This is a genomic window from Pseudomonas sp. NPDC087817 (assembly GCF_044742875.1).
Classification (GTDB): Bacteria; Pseudomonadota; Gammaproteobacteria; order Pseudomonadales; family Pseudomonadaceae; genus Aquipseudomonas.
Genome location: NZ_JBIUVJ010000030.1, coordinates 28,804 through 42,286, shown reverse-complemented (window position 1 = coordinate 42,286; position 13,483 = coordinate 28,804). Strand labels below are relative to the sequence as shown.

The 13,483-nt window shown below is 58.4% G+C and carries 15 protein-coding genes and 1 pseudogene; 8 read left to right on the top strand and 8 right to left on the bottom strand.

Features of this window, described 5'->3' with window-relative positions; translation table 11 throughout:
* Both ACIONG_RS18820 and ACIONG_RS18815 read right to left on the bottom strand, forming a co-directional pair.
* On the bottom strand, window positions 1-147 hold a 147-nt coding region (locus ACIONG_RS18820), incomplete at its 3' end, for a GTP cyclohydrolase I (protein ID WP_401301872.1).
* A gap of 22 nt (window positions 148-169) precedes the next feature.
* A pseudogene (locus tag ACIONG_RS18815) lies at window positions 170-406 on the bottom strand (site-specific integrase); the annotation flags it as partial.
* A 328-nt stretch (window positions 407-734) separates the two neighbouring features.
* Here ACIONG_RS18815 and ACIONG_RS18810 point away from each other — a divergent pair.
* The gene (locus ACIONG_RS18810) at window positions 735-1,442 is read left to right on the top strand and encodes a hypothetical protein (RefSeq protein WP_401301837.1); all 708 of its coding nucleotides are present in this window, start codon (window positions 735-737) and stop codon (window positions 1,440-1,442) included.
* A gap of 150 nt (window positions 1,443-1,592) precedes the next feature.
* Here ACIONG_RS18810 and ACIONG_RS18805 read toward each other — a convergent pair whose 3' ends face one another.
* The 3 genes from ACIONG_RS18805 to ACIONG_RS18795 form a co-directional block, all read right to left on the bottom strand.
* Entirely contained in the window at window positions 1,593-2,150 is a 558-nt protein-coding gene (locus ACIONG_RS18805) for a Smr/MutS family protein (protein WP_103303797.1), read from the bottom strand.
* Between the two features lie 74 nt (window positions 2,151-2,224).
* Window positions 2,225-2,545 (bottom strand): hypothetical protein, encoded by a 321-nt coding sequence (locus tag ACIONG_RS18800; protein WP_096822944.1) that lies wholly within the window; start codon window positions 2,543-2,545, stop codon window positions 2,225-2,227.
* Between the two features lie 151 nt (window positions 2,546-2,696).
* The gene (locus ACIONG_RS18795) at window positions 2,697-3,287 is read right to left on the bottom strand and encodes a cysteine hydrolase family protein (protein ID WP_053118675.1); all 591 of its coding nucleotides are present in this window, start codon (window positions 3,285-3,287) and stop codon (window positions 2,697-2,699) included.
* A 239-nt stretch (window positions 3,288-3,526) separates the two neighbouring features.
* Here ACIONG_RS18795 and prmB point away from each other — a divergent pair, with 239 nt between their 5' ends.
* Window positions 3,527-4,435 carry a 50S ribosomal protein L3 N(5)-glutamine methyltransferase gene (gene prmB / locus ACIONG_RS18790; protein ID WP_103303798.1) on the top strand — a complete coding sequence of 303 codons (909 nt, stop codon included), beginning with the start codon at window positions 3,527-3,529 and terminating at the stop codon, window positions 4,433-4,435.
* Window positions 4,436-4,559: 124 nt separating this feature from the next.
* Here the strand turns inward: prmB and ACIONG_RS18785 are convergent, their stop codons facing one another.
* Window positions 4,560-5,351 carry a hypothetical protein gene (locus tag ACIONG_RS18785; protein ID WP_103303799.1) on the bottom strand — a complete coding sequence of 264 codons (792 nt, stop codon included), beginning with the start codon at window positions 5,349-5,351 and terminating at the stop codon, window positions 4,560-4,562.
* A gap of 99 nt (window positions 5,352-5,450) precedes the next feature.
* On the bottom strand, window positions 5,451-6,404 hold the full coding sequence (locus tag ACIONG_RS18780) for an alpha/beta hydrolase (RefSeq protein WP_401301832.1): 954 nt from the start codon (window positions 6,402-6,404) through the stop codon (window positions 5,451-5,453).
* Between the two features lie 130 nt (window positions 6,405-6,534).
* On the opposite strand from ACIONG_RS18780, the gene aroC reads away from it, so the two are divergent.
* The 5 genes from aroC (at window position 6,535) to mtnC (ending at window position 10,757) form a co-directional block, all read left to right on the top strand.
* Entirely contained in the window at window positions 6,535-7,626 is a 1,092-nt protein-coding gene (aroC, locus tag ACIONG_RS18775; RefSeq protein WP_213028039.1) for a chorismate synthase, read from the top strand.
* A gap of 34 nt (window positions 7,627-7,660) precedes the next feature.
* Window positions 7,661-8,806 carry an MFS transporter gene (locus tag ACIONG_RS18770; RefSeq protein ID WP_103303801.1) on the top strand — a complete coding sequence of 382 codons (1,146 nt, stop codon included), beginning with the start codon at window positions 7,661-7,663 and terminating at the stop codon, window positions 8,804-8,806.
* On the top strand, window positions 8,803-9,429 hold the full coding sequence (locus ACIONG_RS18765) for a methylthioribulose 1-phosphate dehydratase (RefSeq protein ID WP_103303802.1): 627 nt from the start codon (window positions 8,803-8,805) through the stop codon (window positions 9,427-9,429). Before ACIONG_RS18770 ends, ACIONG_RS18765 begins: the two co-directional genes overlap by 4 nt.
* A gap of 94 nt (window positions 9,430-9,523) precedes the next feature.
* Window positions 9,524-10,069, top strand: coding sequence for an acireductone dioxygenase (locus ACIONG_RS18760; protein ID WP_007914042.1), 546 nt, complete (start codon window positions 9,524-9,526; stop codon window positions 10,067-10,069).
* A 4-nt stretch (window positions 10,070-10,073) separates the two neighbouring features.
* Window positions 10,074-10,757, top strand: coding sequence for an acireductone synthase (mtnC, locus tag ACIONG_RS18755; protein ID WP_401301827.1), 684 nt, complete (start codon window positions 10,074-10,076; stop codon window positions 10,755-10,757).
* A gap of 185 nt (window positions 10,758-10,942) precedes the next feature.
* Here mtnC and ACIONG_RS18750 read toward each other — a convergent pair whose 3' ends face one another.
* Window positions 10,943-11,221 carry a DUF3509 domain-containing protein gene (locus tag ACIONG_RS18750; RefSeq protein ID WP_095191301.1) on the bottom strand — a complete coding sequence of 93 codons (279 nt, stop codon included), beginning with the start codon at window positions 11,219-11,221 and terminating at the stop codon, window positions 10,943-10,945.
* Window positions 11,222-11,603: 382 nt separating this feature from the next.
* On the opposite strand from ACIONG_RS18750, the gene ACIONG_RS18745 reads away from it, so the two are divergent.
* Window positions 11,604-13,442 (top strand): long-chain-acyl-CoA synthetase, encoded by a 1,839-nt coding sequence (locus ACIONG_RS18745; protein ID WP_401301824.1) that lies wholly within the window; start codon window positions 11,604-11,606, stop codon window positions 13,440-13,442.
* The last annotated feature ends 41 nt before the right edge of the window (window positions 13,443-13,483 follow it).

The window sequence follows — 13,483 nt, the reverse complement described above, 5'->3', positions numbered from 1 at the left end:
GGTGACCTCTTCGAGCGTCTGTTCATAACCGCGGCAGAGGTACTGCATGGCTTTGGCGGCACGCTTTGGCGTGTCGAGCAGGCCCTCGCGGGAGACGTCCTCGCCCAGTTGGCCGAGAATCGCGGTGTAGTTCTGTTCCAGTGTCACAGGGGCTGATTCCATAAGGGTTTCAGAGGGGTACTGTTTCTGTCTGTACCAATTTTGTACCAATCAAGCTGTTTTCGAGCTTACCGAGTTCACCCCAGTCGGTGCTGGAATTGATCCATCGGGAGTAAGTCGATAGCAACATCTGAACGCTATGACCGAGCTGAGTGGCAATAAACGCAGGGTTCATACCCGCCATGAGGCACATGGTAGCGTAAGTGTGTCGGCAGTTGTATTGCCGGCGGGCGCGAATCCCAATTCGGTCAGCGCGGCCTGGAAGTGTTTGTCGGTCAGTTCGAATGCGCGCTCAGCCCGCGACAGGTGTTTAAATGGCAGAAAAATAACCCGCCCCCAAAACGCTCACCGACATCCAGAGCGCCAGAGTAGATCTCTCACGTCAGCGATTTTATCGAGTAAAATCGCGAAAAACGTCAACCTTGCTATGGCGGCACTGGCCATTCTCACGACCTCTAATAACCTGCAAAGGTGCTACTGACACGAAGGCCACGTTCGCCTTTACCCTGTAAAGAACCCGCAGAGGTGCTGTGTGTCGAGGCTGAGCCTAGGCATTCGCAGACAAGAAAAGTTGGGTGAAAGATTCAATTAAAACGACGGCCCGAAAGGGCCTTTTGCATTACCGGGATGCGATTTTCGCACCTATTAGCCAAAGGAAAATCATGGAAAGTTCAATCAATGATATGGCGTTCACAGAGCGTCGCCGCGTGCCTGTGAGAGCTTTACTAGGTGGAATTGTATTCTTGGCGATGGCCATCCAGGGGTTCCGTATGGAGTCCAATGGAATCGCTGCGCTGCTGCTAGTGTGTTCGTTATGGTACTTGGGCATGGCGTGGCTGAATCGCAACGCTGGTTCGCAAACTTTGATGATCCTCAAGGACAAGGGCATCTGGTTTTTCAATGCTGATGGGTTAGTTCCCTACACATCGATTGAAGCCACAGAGGTCGAATCGTACAGCGGGATAGCTCAGATGCAACTCAATACGGTACTTCATATCATTGCCGAAAAGGCTGACACCCTGCCGAACTTTAATGACAGCCGGTGGAAGATCTTTTTCAAAATGCCAAGTGCGCGTAAGGGTAAAGGCTTTCGTAAGCACCTTGTAGTGTTCAACTATGGTGGTCTGCGCGATGAGGACGGCAAAAATGTCGACTATGACAACCTCGAAGAAGAACTTACCTACCGTATCGAAAAGGCTTACCAAGAGGAACATGAGCAGAGCAATCAAGTTTATGTGCCCTCATCGTCAGCAAACGATGCGCTGTCGCCTGTCACTCATTGAATCCTGGTTATCGCGTCTAGCGCTGGCAGTGGGTGCAAAGCCGACTGCCGAAAATTGAGGGAAAAGATCGCAGGATCGCCATAGCCCAGCCGTCAAACCGCTGGGCAGTGGTAGCAGGAACGACGACCCTGCAAGTTCGGTGTAACGCGATTATTCGTCGCGACCTTCCATCATGGTGCGTTTAAGCATCACGTAAACCGCCCCCGCACCACCATGTTTCGCCTGGCACGAGCAGAAACCGAGTACCTGCGCGTGCTGGCGCAACCAGGTGTTGACGTGGCTTTTGATCATCGGCCGCTTGCCGTCCAGCCGCACAGCCTTGCCGTGGGTGACGCGTACGCAGCGAATTTCGAACTTGGTCGCTTCAGCGAGAAAAGCCCAAAGCGTTTCCCGGGCCTTTTCGACACTCATGCCGTGCAAATCGAGGCTGCCTTCGAACGGGATCTGCCCGATCTTGAGCTTGCGCATCTGACTTTCCTGCACCCCGTCGCGGGCCCACATCAACTCGTCTTCCGGGCCGACGTCGATCACAAACTGATCGGACAGACCGTCAACGGTGGTGGCATCGGTGCGCACGGTGGCGGATTGACGCAGCTTGGCGATCTGTGCGCGGTCAGCCTTGGGTTTGCCGGTGTCGGCGCGGTCGTGCTTGATCGGCTTGACGCCTTGGATCGCACTTTTGAACAGGGAAAAATCGTCGTCTTGCATGTCAGCCTCCGCGAAGGGCGGCCAGTTTACCCAAGTCGAAACGAAACGGCCCGGCAAAAAGCCAGGCCGGTGATTCAGTCGTGTTTTTTCATCAGATGCGGGGACATGTTCAGTTCCCGCGATTGCCGTGCGCGACGGCGGCAGCGACGCCACAGGGCGACACCGAAATACAGAAACAGCAAACCGACTGCCAGGATGATTGCCGAGCCCATTGGCGTGGCATTCAAGTCGCCGAGTGCCGGCGGGTGCCCGAGCAGGCTGGCGGCTCCGGCCAGTGCCAGCAGCACGCCGAACGTTGCCAGAATGGCAGCTATCGCCGCGCCGAAACGAAAACGCCAGTTGCTTTGGCCTTTGGGCCGCAAGCGGCGTGCGTCAAATCCATCGGATAACTTCATTCCGACCTTCCTCAATGGGTATCGGCCCTTCGACCGGGAGTTGACCGGGTTGTTCCTGAGGCTATGGCATTTGCGGCAAATGAGAGGACTTTGCGGATGAGCGGCGCTGTGAGCCGCTCATCAGAGCGTGATCTGAGCGGATCAGATCAGATCAGATCAGATCTTGAGTCAGTGCGAGGGTGGCGAAGTTATCGGCCATGATCGCCATTTCGGCTTCCTGCACGAGTTCGGCGCTGAGCACGCGGCCCTTGAACGGCAGGTCGCGGGTGGCACAGGCGTCTTCAACCAGGGTGCAACGGAAACCGAGGTTCTTCGCTGCGCGTACGGTGGTGCTGACGCTGGAGTGGCTCATGAAGCCGCAGACGATCAGGTCCAGCGAGCCAAGGTTCTGCAGACGATCGAGCAGCTCGGTGCCATGAAAAGCGCTCGGCAGCAATTTGCCGATGATGGTTTCATCGCCCTGCGGTTCGAGGCCAGGGATGAACTCGCCGCGTTCACCCTGCGGGTCGAACAGGCCACCGACGGTGCCGAGGTGACGCACATGCACGATCGGCCGACCGGCTGCACGGGCGGCGGCAACCACTTGTTTGATGTTCGCGACAGCCGCGTCCATACCGCTCAGGGCCAGCGGGCCGCTGAGATATTCTTTCTGGGCATCGATGATGACCACGGTGGCATGGCTCAACGTGGCCGCTGCGTAACCGCGACCGCTGAGTTGAAACATCGTTTTTGGAACGGACATTCTGGGGCTCCTTGGGGTGGGGCTTTTGCGACATTGTCCTCTGGCTGAGCGCTTCTGTGAATCGCTACCATCGTAGGCACCGTCGTTACTGGCCTGCAGCCTTGTCAAGTTACACGTTCTGTTCAATAGCTGTCGCATAAAACAGAAAACTCCTACCGTCGCGCCGGTATTTTTCCTTCGTCGTCGTGGCGCGTTTTGGCTGGTAGAATCGCCAGTCGTTTTTTCTGGAGTTTTGCCCCGTGATCACTTCCCGACTTCGTACCCTGCGCGACCACATCCGTTGGGCCGTCAGCCGCTTCCATGGGGAGGATCTGTTTTTCGGCCATGGCACCGACAATGCCTGGGACGAAGCCCGGCAGTTGGTGCTCGGTGCCTTGCACCTGCCGTGGGAAATCGCCGACAGCTATCTCGACTGCGCGCTGGAAGACGACGAACTGGTCAACCTGCAACGCCTGCTCAAGCGCCGCATCGAAGAGCGCATTCCAACCGCTTACCTGTTGGGCGAAGCGTGGTTCTGCGGCATGTCGTTCATCGTCGACGAGCGCGTGTTGATTCCGCGTTCGCCGATTGGCGAGCTGATCGAAAACCGCTTTGCGCCGTGGATTGGCAACGAGCCTGCGCGAATTCTTGATCTGTGCACCGGCTCAGGCTGTATCGGTATCGCCTGCGCCTACGAGTTTCAGAACGCCGAAGTGGTGCTGGCCGATCTGTCATTCGAAGCTCTGGAAGTGGCCAATCAGAACATCGAGCGCCACGGTGTCGATGAGCGCGTGTACACCGTGCAGGGCGATGGCTTTGATGGTCTGCCGGGTCAGCGTTTCGATCTGATCGTGTCGAACCCGCCCTACGTCGATGCGGAAGATTTCGCCGACATGCCGGACGAATATCAACACGAACCGGAGCTTGGTCTGGCCTGCGGAGACGATGGTCTGAACCTGGTGCGGCGGATGCTCGCTGAAGCGGCGGATCACCTGACCGAGAAGGGTTTGTTGATTGTTGAGGTGGGCAACAGCCAGGTGCACGTTGACGCGTTGTACCCTGAGGTCGACTTCGCCTGGCTCGAATTCGAGCGTGGCGGGCATGGCGTGTTCATGCTGACGGCGGAACAGTGCCGCAATCATCAAGCGCTGTTCGCTTCCCGCGTCTGACCCTTAAAAGCATCGCGGGCAAGCCCGCTCCCACAGGTTCCATGCCTACCGCAATATCTGGGTACGACACAAAACCTGTGGGAGCGTGGCTTGCCCGCGATGGGGACGCCTAGGTCTCAATGTGTTACCGGTGCGTAGCAATCCAGATCAGCAAACCAGCCTGAAACACCGCAAACGCCACCAGACAAGTAATGGTAAAGCGCAGCCCAGCGTCTTCACGCTTGAACTTGCTGACTTTCTCATCCTGCTTCTTCAGCTTCACTTCCTGTTCAGCCAGATTCTGTTCAGCCTGCTGGAGCATCTGCGCCGCTTCAAGAATCTCGACGATCTGCAGCTTCTCGCTGTTCCAGTCACCGAGCAGATCACCGACCTGCACGTCCTTGATGCTGCCCTTCAAATGCTGGGCATCGGCGTACACCACATCAAACCCATGCACGCGCAAAAAATGATCGCGGCGCAGACGGGTGTCTTCGTTCAGCGCGTCCTTGTTGTTCAAGTCCATGCCGTCGACGGTGTAGGTCGGCCAGCGCTTCTTCGCCCAGTTGATACCTTGCGCGGCGACGAAACGGCCGATGCCACGGTTCAACGGTTCGATCTGCAAGCCGCTGTCCGGGCCGAAATGCACACGTTTGGTGGTGTGATCGGCCCACACATCGAGATGGTTCTGTTCTTTGCGCACCCGCTGGCTCGGCAATTTGATCGCCATGCGCATCAGGCTGTGTTCTTTGCTGTGGCGCTCGGCGTAACCGAATTCGACAAAACGCAGCGGCCGGCCACCGGTGTGGCGATCGGTCTGCAGCGGAGCCAGGCGGAGCATTTTGTGGTGCTCGACGTGGACATCCGCCCACGGCAGCTCGACCGCTGGCGGTGCGTCTTTTTCAGCGGTGGTGTCGGGTGAAGTCTGGGTATCAGTCATAACGGCGAGATCCTGTCCAAGCCCTGCTTGTCGCCAGCCGATACGCTGGCGACAAAGGCTTATCGGCCGCTTCTTTCAGGACTAGAGGGTAAACAGCGTTTAACGGGTGCGAAGTCCGTCAATAAACTCGATGATTTTCGAACCCAGCTCTGCAGCCAACGGCAAATTCGGGTCCTTGTAGGAGGCCAATTGCCGCTTCATGTCGTTGTGCACGATGCGCATCACATGGTTCATGCCTTCGATCACCACCAGTTCGGCGTCCGGTTTGGCAGCCTTGAGCAGTCTCGCGTCTTCGGTGCCGACCTGAATGTCGTTACTGCCTTGAACGACCAGCGCCGGCATCTTCAGTTGTGCGAAAGCCCTTGCCGGGTCCTGACGGAATAGTGAAATCAGATACGGCTGGACGCTCGGGCGGAAAATCACTTGCAGCGTTTGCGGGACATTGTCATCGGTGTGGCCGGCCTTGAGGCTATCGAGCAATTCATTACTGCGCAGCATCAACGGTGGCGGCAGGCTGCGCGCCAGTTGCTCGCGGATTACCTGATCGACCGGCCGGGCGCTGCCCGATAAGGAAATCACTGCCGCCGCATCGACTTTCGGCGCGGCGAGGCTGGCGAGCAGTGCGCCTTCACTGTGGCCAAGCAGAATCAGTTTGCCGAAACGCGGATCAGCCTTGAGCTTTTGCCCCCAGGCCACCGCGTCGGCCGCATAGGCTTCGACCGACAAATTGCGCTCATCCGGTGTCGCCGCCAGACTGGCGGCCACGCCGCGCTTGTCGTAACGCACGCTGGCGATGTTGTGTTTGGCCAGCACCCACGCCAGCCGTTTCAGGCTGTCATTGCGCCCGCCGTCGGGGTTGTTTCCGTCACGATCCGTAGGACCGGAGCCAGAAATAATCAGGACAACCGGCACCGGGTTGTCGGATTTTGGCAGCAACAGCGAACCGAAAAGTTCGCCCGTGCCGGTATCCAGAGATACCGGCCGCTGTAGGACTGTCGCCTGGGCAAAGCCAGTAAAGAGGGTAAGACTCAAGATCAAAACTCGCAGCATCATCACGCCATCATTCGCCAAGGTGCCGGTTGGACTCGCCAGCACCACTAAGGTTCGAGGATGAACTACTCGGTTAGCCTGCGTATACTGGCGCGCATCACGAATTTGGGTTTGATTTCACGGAGCGTCCTGCATGTCCGGCAATACCTACGGCAAGTTGTTCACTGTCACCACCGCTGGCGAGAGCCATGGTCCGGCGTTGGTCGCCATTGTCGACGGCTGCCCGCCGGGCCTGGAGATTTCCCTCGAAGACCTGCAGCGCGACCTTGATCGCCGCAAGCCGGGCACCAGCCGCCATACCACCCAGCGCCAGGAAGCCGACGAAGTCGAAATTCTCTCCGGCGTGTTCGAGGGGCGCACCACCGGTTGCTCGATCGGGCTGTTGATCCGCAACACCGACCAGAAGTCCAAGGACTACTCGGCAATCAAGGATCTGTTCCGCCCGGCCCACGCCGACTACACCTATCACCACAAATATGGCGAGCGTGACTACCGTGGCGGCGGCCGTAGCTCGGCGCGCGAAACTGCGATGCGTGTGGCGGCCGGTGCGATTGCCAAGAAATATCTGGCGAGCCAAGGCATCGTCATTCGCGGTTACATGAGCCAGCTTGGCCCGATCGAAATCCCGTTCAAGACCTGGGATTCGGTCGAAGAAAACGCTTTCTTCAGCCCTGATCCGGACAAGGTTCCGGAGCTGGAAGCCTACATGGATCAGTTGCGTCGTGATCAGGACTCGGTCGGAGCGAAGATCACCGTGGTCGCCGAAGGCGTGATGCCAGGCCTTGGCGAGCCGATTTTCGACCGTCTCGATGCCGAACTGGCCCATGCGCTGATGAGCATCAATGCGGTCAAAGGCGTGGAAATCGGCGCCGGTTTCGCCTGCGTTGCTCAGCGCGGCACCGAGCATCGCGATGAGCTGACCCCGCAAGGTTTCCTCAGCAACAACGCCGGCGGCATCCTCGGTGGCATCTCGTCCGGCCAGCCGATCGTTGCCCATCTGGCGTTGAAGCCAACGTCGAGCATCACCACCCCGGGCCGCTCGATTGATGTTGAAGGCAACCCGGTCGACGTGATCACCAAGGGTCGTCACGACCCATGCGTCGGTATCCGCGCCACGCCGATTGCCGAAGCGATGATGGCCATCGTGCTGATGGATCATCTGCTGCGTCACCGTGGCCAGAACGCCGATGTGCGCGTGAGCACGCCGGTGCTGGGTCAGCTTTGATGGCGGGCCTCAAAGCCGTCACGGCGTAACCGGCGTGGCGGCGCTCCCTTACTGGCGACTGTCCAGTTTCTATTTGTTCTATTTCGCCTTGCTCGGTTCGACAGCGCCGTTTCTGGCGCTGTACTTCGATCACCTCGGATTCAGCGCCGCGCGCATTGGTGAACTGGTCGCAATCCCGATGTTGATGCGCTGCGTGGCGCCGAACATCTGGGGCTGGCTCGGCGACTACACCGGCAAACGCCTGGCCATCGTGCGCTTCGGCGCAGTGTGTACGTTGCTGACCTTCTCGCTGATTTTCGTCAGCAAGACCTACGCCTGGCTGGCCATGGTCATGGCGCTGCACGCGTTCTTCTGGCACGCAGTGCTGCCACAGTTCGAAGTCATTACCCTGGCGCATTTGCAGGGGCAGACCTCGCGCTACAGTCAAATTCGTCTGTGGGGTTCGATCGGCTTCATCATCACCGTGGTCGCGCTGGGCCGGCTGTTCGAATGGCTCAGCCTCGACATCTACCCTGCGGCGCTGGTGCTGATCATGGCCGGTATCGTTCTCAGCAGTCTGTGGGTGCCGAACGCCCAACCTGCGCAAGGCAATCGGCCGAGCGGCGAGGGCTTTCTCAAACAACTGCGCAGCTCCGGCGTGCTGGCGTTTTACGGCTGCGTTGCGTTGATGCAAATGAGCCACGGCCCGTATTACACCTTTCTGACCTTGCACCTTGAGCGACTCGGCTACACGCGCGGCACCATCGGCATGCTCTGGGCCGTGGGTGTCGTCGCCGAGGTGTTGATGTTCATGGCAATGAGCCGGATTCTTGCGCGGTTTTCCCTGCGCCGGGTGTTGATGGCGAGTTTTCTGCTGGCGGCGCTGCGCTGGTTGCTGCTAGGTTCGTTCGCCGAGTTCCTGTGGGTACTGTTGTTCGCGCAGGTTCTGCACGCGGCGACCTTCGGCAGTTTTCACGCCGCTGCCATCGCCTTCGTGCAACGTAGTTTCGGCGCACGCCAGCAAGGTCAGGGCCAGGCGCTGTACGCAGCCTTGGCCGGCACCGGCGGCGCGCTCGGGGCGTTGTATTCCGGCTACAGCTGGAATGCCCTCGGTGCGACATTGACCTTTAGTATTGCCAGTCTCGCGGCGCTCGCTGCTGCCGTTATCATTGCCACACGTATGCAAGAGGACAGGCCATGAGCCTTACGCGTGAACAACTCGCCCAGCAAATCGTCGACGCCGGGCGTTTTCTCTACGGTCGCGGCTGGTCGCCGGCCACCAGCAGCAACTACTCGACGCGCCTGTCGGCCAGCGAAGCGTTGCTGACCGTGTCCGGCAAGCACAAGGGCCAGTTGGGTCTGGACGATGTGCTCGCTACCGATCTGTCGGGTAACAGCCTGGAGCCGGGCAAAAAACCGTCCGCCGAAACCCTGCTGCACACCCAACTGTACAGCTGGCGCCCAGAGATTGGTGCGGTGCTGCACACCCATTCGGTGAATGCCACGGTGCTGTCGCGCCTCACCCCAGAAGACTTTATAGAGTTCGAAGACTACGAACTGCAAAAAGCCTTCAGCGGTATTTCGACCCATGAATCGCGGGTGCGCGTGCCGATTTTCGACAACGATCAGGACATTGCGCGCCTTGCCGCCAAGGTGCAGCCTTGGCTCGACGCCCATCCCGATTGCGTCGGTTACCTGATTCGCGGCCACGGCCTCTATACCTGGGGCGCGCAGATGAACGACGCCCTGCGCCAGATCGAGGCTTTCGAATTTTTGTTTGAGTGCGAGTTGAAAACCCGCAGCGTCATGAACCGCCAAGGCTGACTTCACAAGAAGTAGCCCATTTGCCTGATGAAATGCTGTGCCCGACCGGTCTGCAAGAACCGGACGGCAAGGCCGATACCGAGGAATTGCCCCAATGAGCAGCCTGTCCGTCTATCACGTTTCCAGCCCTGACATTCCGAACAAGGTGCTGACCCATTTCGAAGACATCGCCTCGACCCTGGCCGAGCAGGGCGTGCGCTTCGACCGCTGGCAAGCCGCTGCGAAAATCCAGCCCGGCGCAACCCAGGAAGAAGTGATCAGCGCCTATAAAGAGCAGATCGACAAATTGATGACCGAGCGCGGTTACATCACCGTCGACGTCATCAGCCTCAACAGCGACCACCCGCAAAAAGCCGAATTGCGCGCCAAGTTCCTTGAGGAACACCGGCATGGCGAAGACGAAGTACGCTTTTTCGTCGCCGGCCGTGGGCTGTTTACCCTGCACATCGACGATTACGTCTACGCCGTGCTCTGCGAAAAGAACGACCTGATCTCGGTACCTGCCGGCACCAAGCACTGGTTCGACATGGGCGAGCATCCGCATTTCGTTGCGATCCGTCTGTTCAACAACCCGGAAGGCTGGGTTGCCAACTTCACCGGCGAAGACATCGCCGGTCGTTTCCCGCGTCTGGAGGACTGATTCGATGTCGATCAAAGCCATTGTTACTGACATCGAAGGCACTACCAGCGCGGTGAGTTTTGTCTTCGACGTGCTGTTTCCCTACGCGGCCAAACACCTGCCGGATTTCGTCCGGCAGAACGCCGAACGCGCCGATGTTGCCGAGCAACTCGAAGCCGTGCGCCGCGACAGCAATGCGCCGCAGGCCGATGTTGAACGCGTCGTCGAGATTCTGTTGAGCTGGATTGCCGAAGACCGCAAAGCCACGCCGCTCAAGGCCTTGCAGGGCATGGTCTGGGCGCAGGGTTATCACGCCGGGCAGTTGAAGGGGCATGTTTACCCGGATGCTGTTGAAGCGCTAAAACGCTGGCATCAGGCGGGTTATCAACTGTTTGTGTACTCGTCCGGCTCGATCCAGGCGCAGAAGCTGATTTTCGGCTGTTCCGAGGCAGGTGATCTGACGCCTTTGTTCAGCGGTTACTTCGACACTACGTCGGGAGCCAAGCGTGAGGCGCAGTCCTACACGAATATTCAACAGGCGATCGGTGTTGAAGCGGGGGAGATCCTGTTCCTGTCGGACATCGTCGAAGAACTCGATGCCGCGCAATCGGCAGGCTTGCAAACCTGCGGTCTGGCCCGTGAAGGCGGGGAACTGGGTGCGCATGTCACCGTCGACAGCTTCACCGGGATCGAACCGGAAGCCTTCTAGCTTCACTCGATCAAATGTGGGAGCGAACCTGCTCGCGAAAGCGTCCGTTCAGCCAACCTTATCAGTGGCTGACACACCTCCTTCGCGAGCAGGCTCGCTCCCACAGGGTTTTTTGTTAACCGCAAAATATAAACAGGCCGTGAAGCGCATGCTCCACGGCCTGTTCTGTTTAAAGCGTTAAAAGCTTACAGCGAGTGATACGTCGGCAGGGCAAAACGCTGCTGGCTTTGCAGCATGGCAATTTGCGGCAATTCACTGGCCTGTTCGGCCAGGTCACGACGAATCGCGCTGATCGCCCACGACAGTTGGTCGCCGGCATGCAGTTGCTGATACGTGAGTGCGCGTTTGAACACTTTGCCGTCGGCGCTGCGCAGGGTCAGCAGAATCCCGCCATCGGGACGTGGCGCGGTGGTGACGTCGAAGTTGGAGAACAGGGAGGTAAATTTTTCTTGGATCAGGCTCATGTTTTTCAGCTCCGTATGCACTTGAATGGCAAGCATGCAGAGGAGGTTGCAGCGATTGTGCCAGCATTTGAAAAAAATAAAATCGTTATAAATCAACAATTTAAAAATCATTGGAATTCATGGGGTCGTGCAATCTGCATGAATGGCCATCGTGCATCCTGCATTTTGCGGGATCGTCGACGAATAAACGGAACCAATTGATAAAGCCAGGATCCTCGCCGTCGCCGCTCAGCCTGCGGATACAAAACATTGCAAAAACCGCGTGTACAGCCCGAGAAGCGCTGACGTATTTTCGGACTCGACCCTCGCTCATCGAGCGTCGGTAGTTTCAGCCCGACAATAAAAAAACCGGCCACACGTCAAGGTCGAACGGGGAGCTTCCATGAGTCACGCGCCAAGCGACACGATTACCTGGGGCATGATGCTCCGCAAACTGCCGATGATTGCCAAAGCCATCCCGCGGGTGGTCAAAGGCATGAAGGTGGCTAACGTCACGGATCCGACCCAAAGCTGTGGCCTTGGCTGGACGTTCGAACAAGCGACCCTGCGCAATCCCCAAGGCCCGGCGTTATTGCAGGGCGATGTGCTGCTGACCTATTCGCAGGTCAATCAGTGGGCCAACCGTATCGCCCATTATCTGAACGGGCAGGGCATCGGCAAGGGCGACGTGGTGGCGGTGTTTATCGAGAACCGGCCGGAGTTGCTGGTGACGATTCTGGCGCTGGCCAAGGTCGGAGCGGTCAGCGCCTTGCTCAACACCTCGCAGACGCGCGACACGCTGATCCACAGTGTGAATCTGGTGGCGCCGGTAGCGATTGTCGTTGGCGAAGAATTGTTGCCCGTGTTTGCCGCAGTACGCGAGCAAGTGTCGATTGCCGCGCAACGTACCTGGTTCGTGGCCGATCAGGACACTTACAGCCATCCGGGCATTGCGCCCGACGGCTACGTCAATCTGATCAGTGCCAGTGCCGACGCCTCCAGCGACAACCCGCCGAGCAGCCAGCAAGTGTTCTTCGACGACCCGTGTTTCTACATTTACACCTCGGGCACCACGGGCCTGCCGAAGGCCGGCGTGTTCAAGCACGGCCGCTGGATGCGCAGTTCCGCCAGCTTCGGCATGATCGCGCTCAACATGGGCCCCGACGACGTCGTCTATTGCACTTTGCCGCTGTACCACGCCACCGGTCTTTGCGTGTGCTGGGGCTCGGCGATCAACGGCGCGTCAGGTTTCGCGATCCGCCGTAAATTCAGCGCCAGCCAGTTCTGGAACGACGTGCGCCGCTACCGCGCCACCACCGTCGGTTACGTCGGCGAGCTATGCCGTTACCTGGTCGATCAACCTGCCAGCGCCGATGACAGCCGTCACGACGTGCGCAAGATGATTGGCAACGGTCTGCGCCCCGGTGCCTGGGCCCAGTTTAAGACCCGTTTCGCCGTTGACCACATTTGTGAGCTGTACGCGGCGAGCGATGGCAACATCGGTTTCACCAACATACTCAATTTCGACAACACCATCGGTTTCTCATTGATGGCCTGGGAGTTGGTGGCCTACGACCATGACAGTGGCGAGCCGCTGCGCAGCGACGACGGTTTCATGCGCAAGGTCGGCAAGGGTGAGCAGGGCCTGTTGCTGGCGCGAATCGATGAAAAAGCGCCACTGGATGGCTACACCGATCCGCAGAAAACCGCCAAAGTCGTGTTGCACGACGTGTTTACCAAGGGTGATCGCTTTTTCAACACTGGCGACTTGTTGCGCAACATCGGTTTCGGCCACGCGCAATTTGTTGATCGACTCGGCGACACCTACCGCTGGAAGGGTGAAAACGTCTCGACCACTGAAGTCGAAAACCTCTTGTTGCAACACCCGCACATCTCCGAGGCGGTGGCCTATGGAGTCGAAATTCGCAATACCAATGGCCGGGCGGGGATGGCGGCGATCACACCGGCGGAGTCTCTCGCGACGCTGGATTTTGCCGAGTTGCTGACGTTTATTCGTGAACGTATGCCGGCGTATGCCGTGCCGTTGTTCCTGCGGGTGAAGGTGAAAATGGAAACCACCGGCACCTTCAAATACCAGAAAACGCGCCTGAAAAACGAAGGCTTCGACCCCGGCCAGACAGGCGATGATCCGATCTACGCATGGCTGCCCGGCACTCACACCTACGTACGTGTAACTGATGAAGTATTGGCGGAAATCGATCAAGGCAAACATCGTTATTGATTCTGGCTATAGGCGTTCTTGAGAAAAAGGGGGTGACAGCT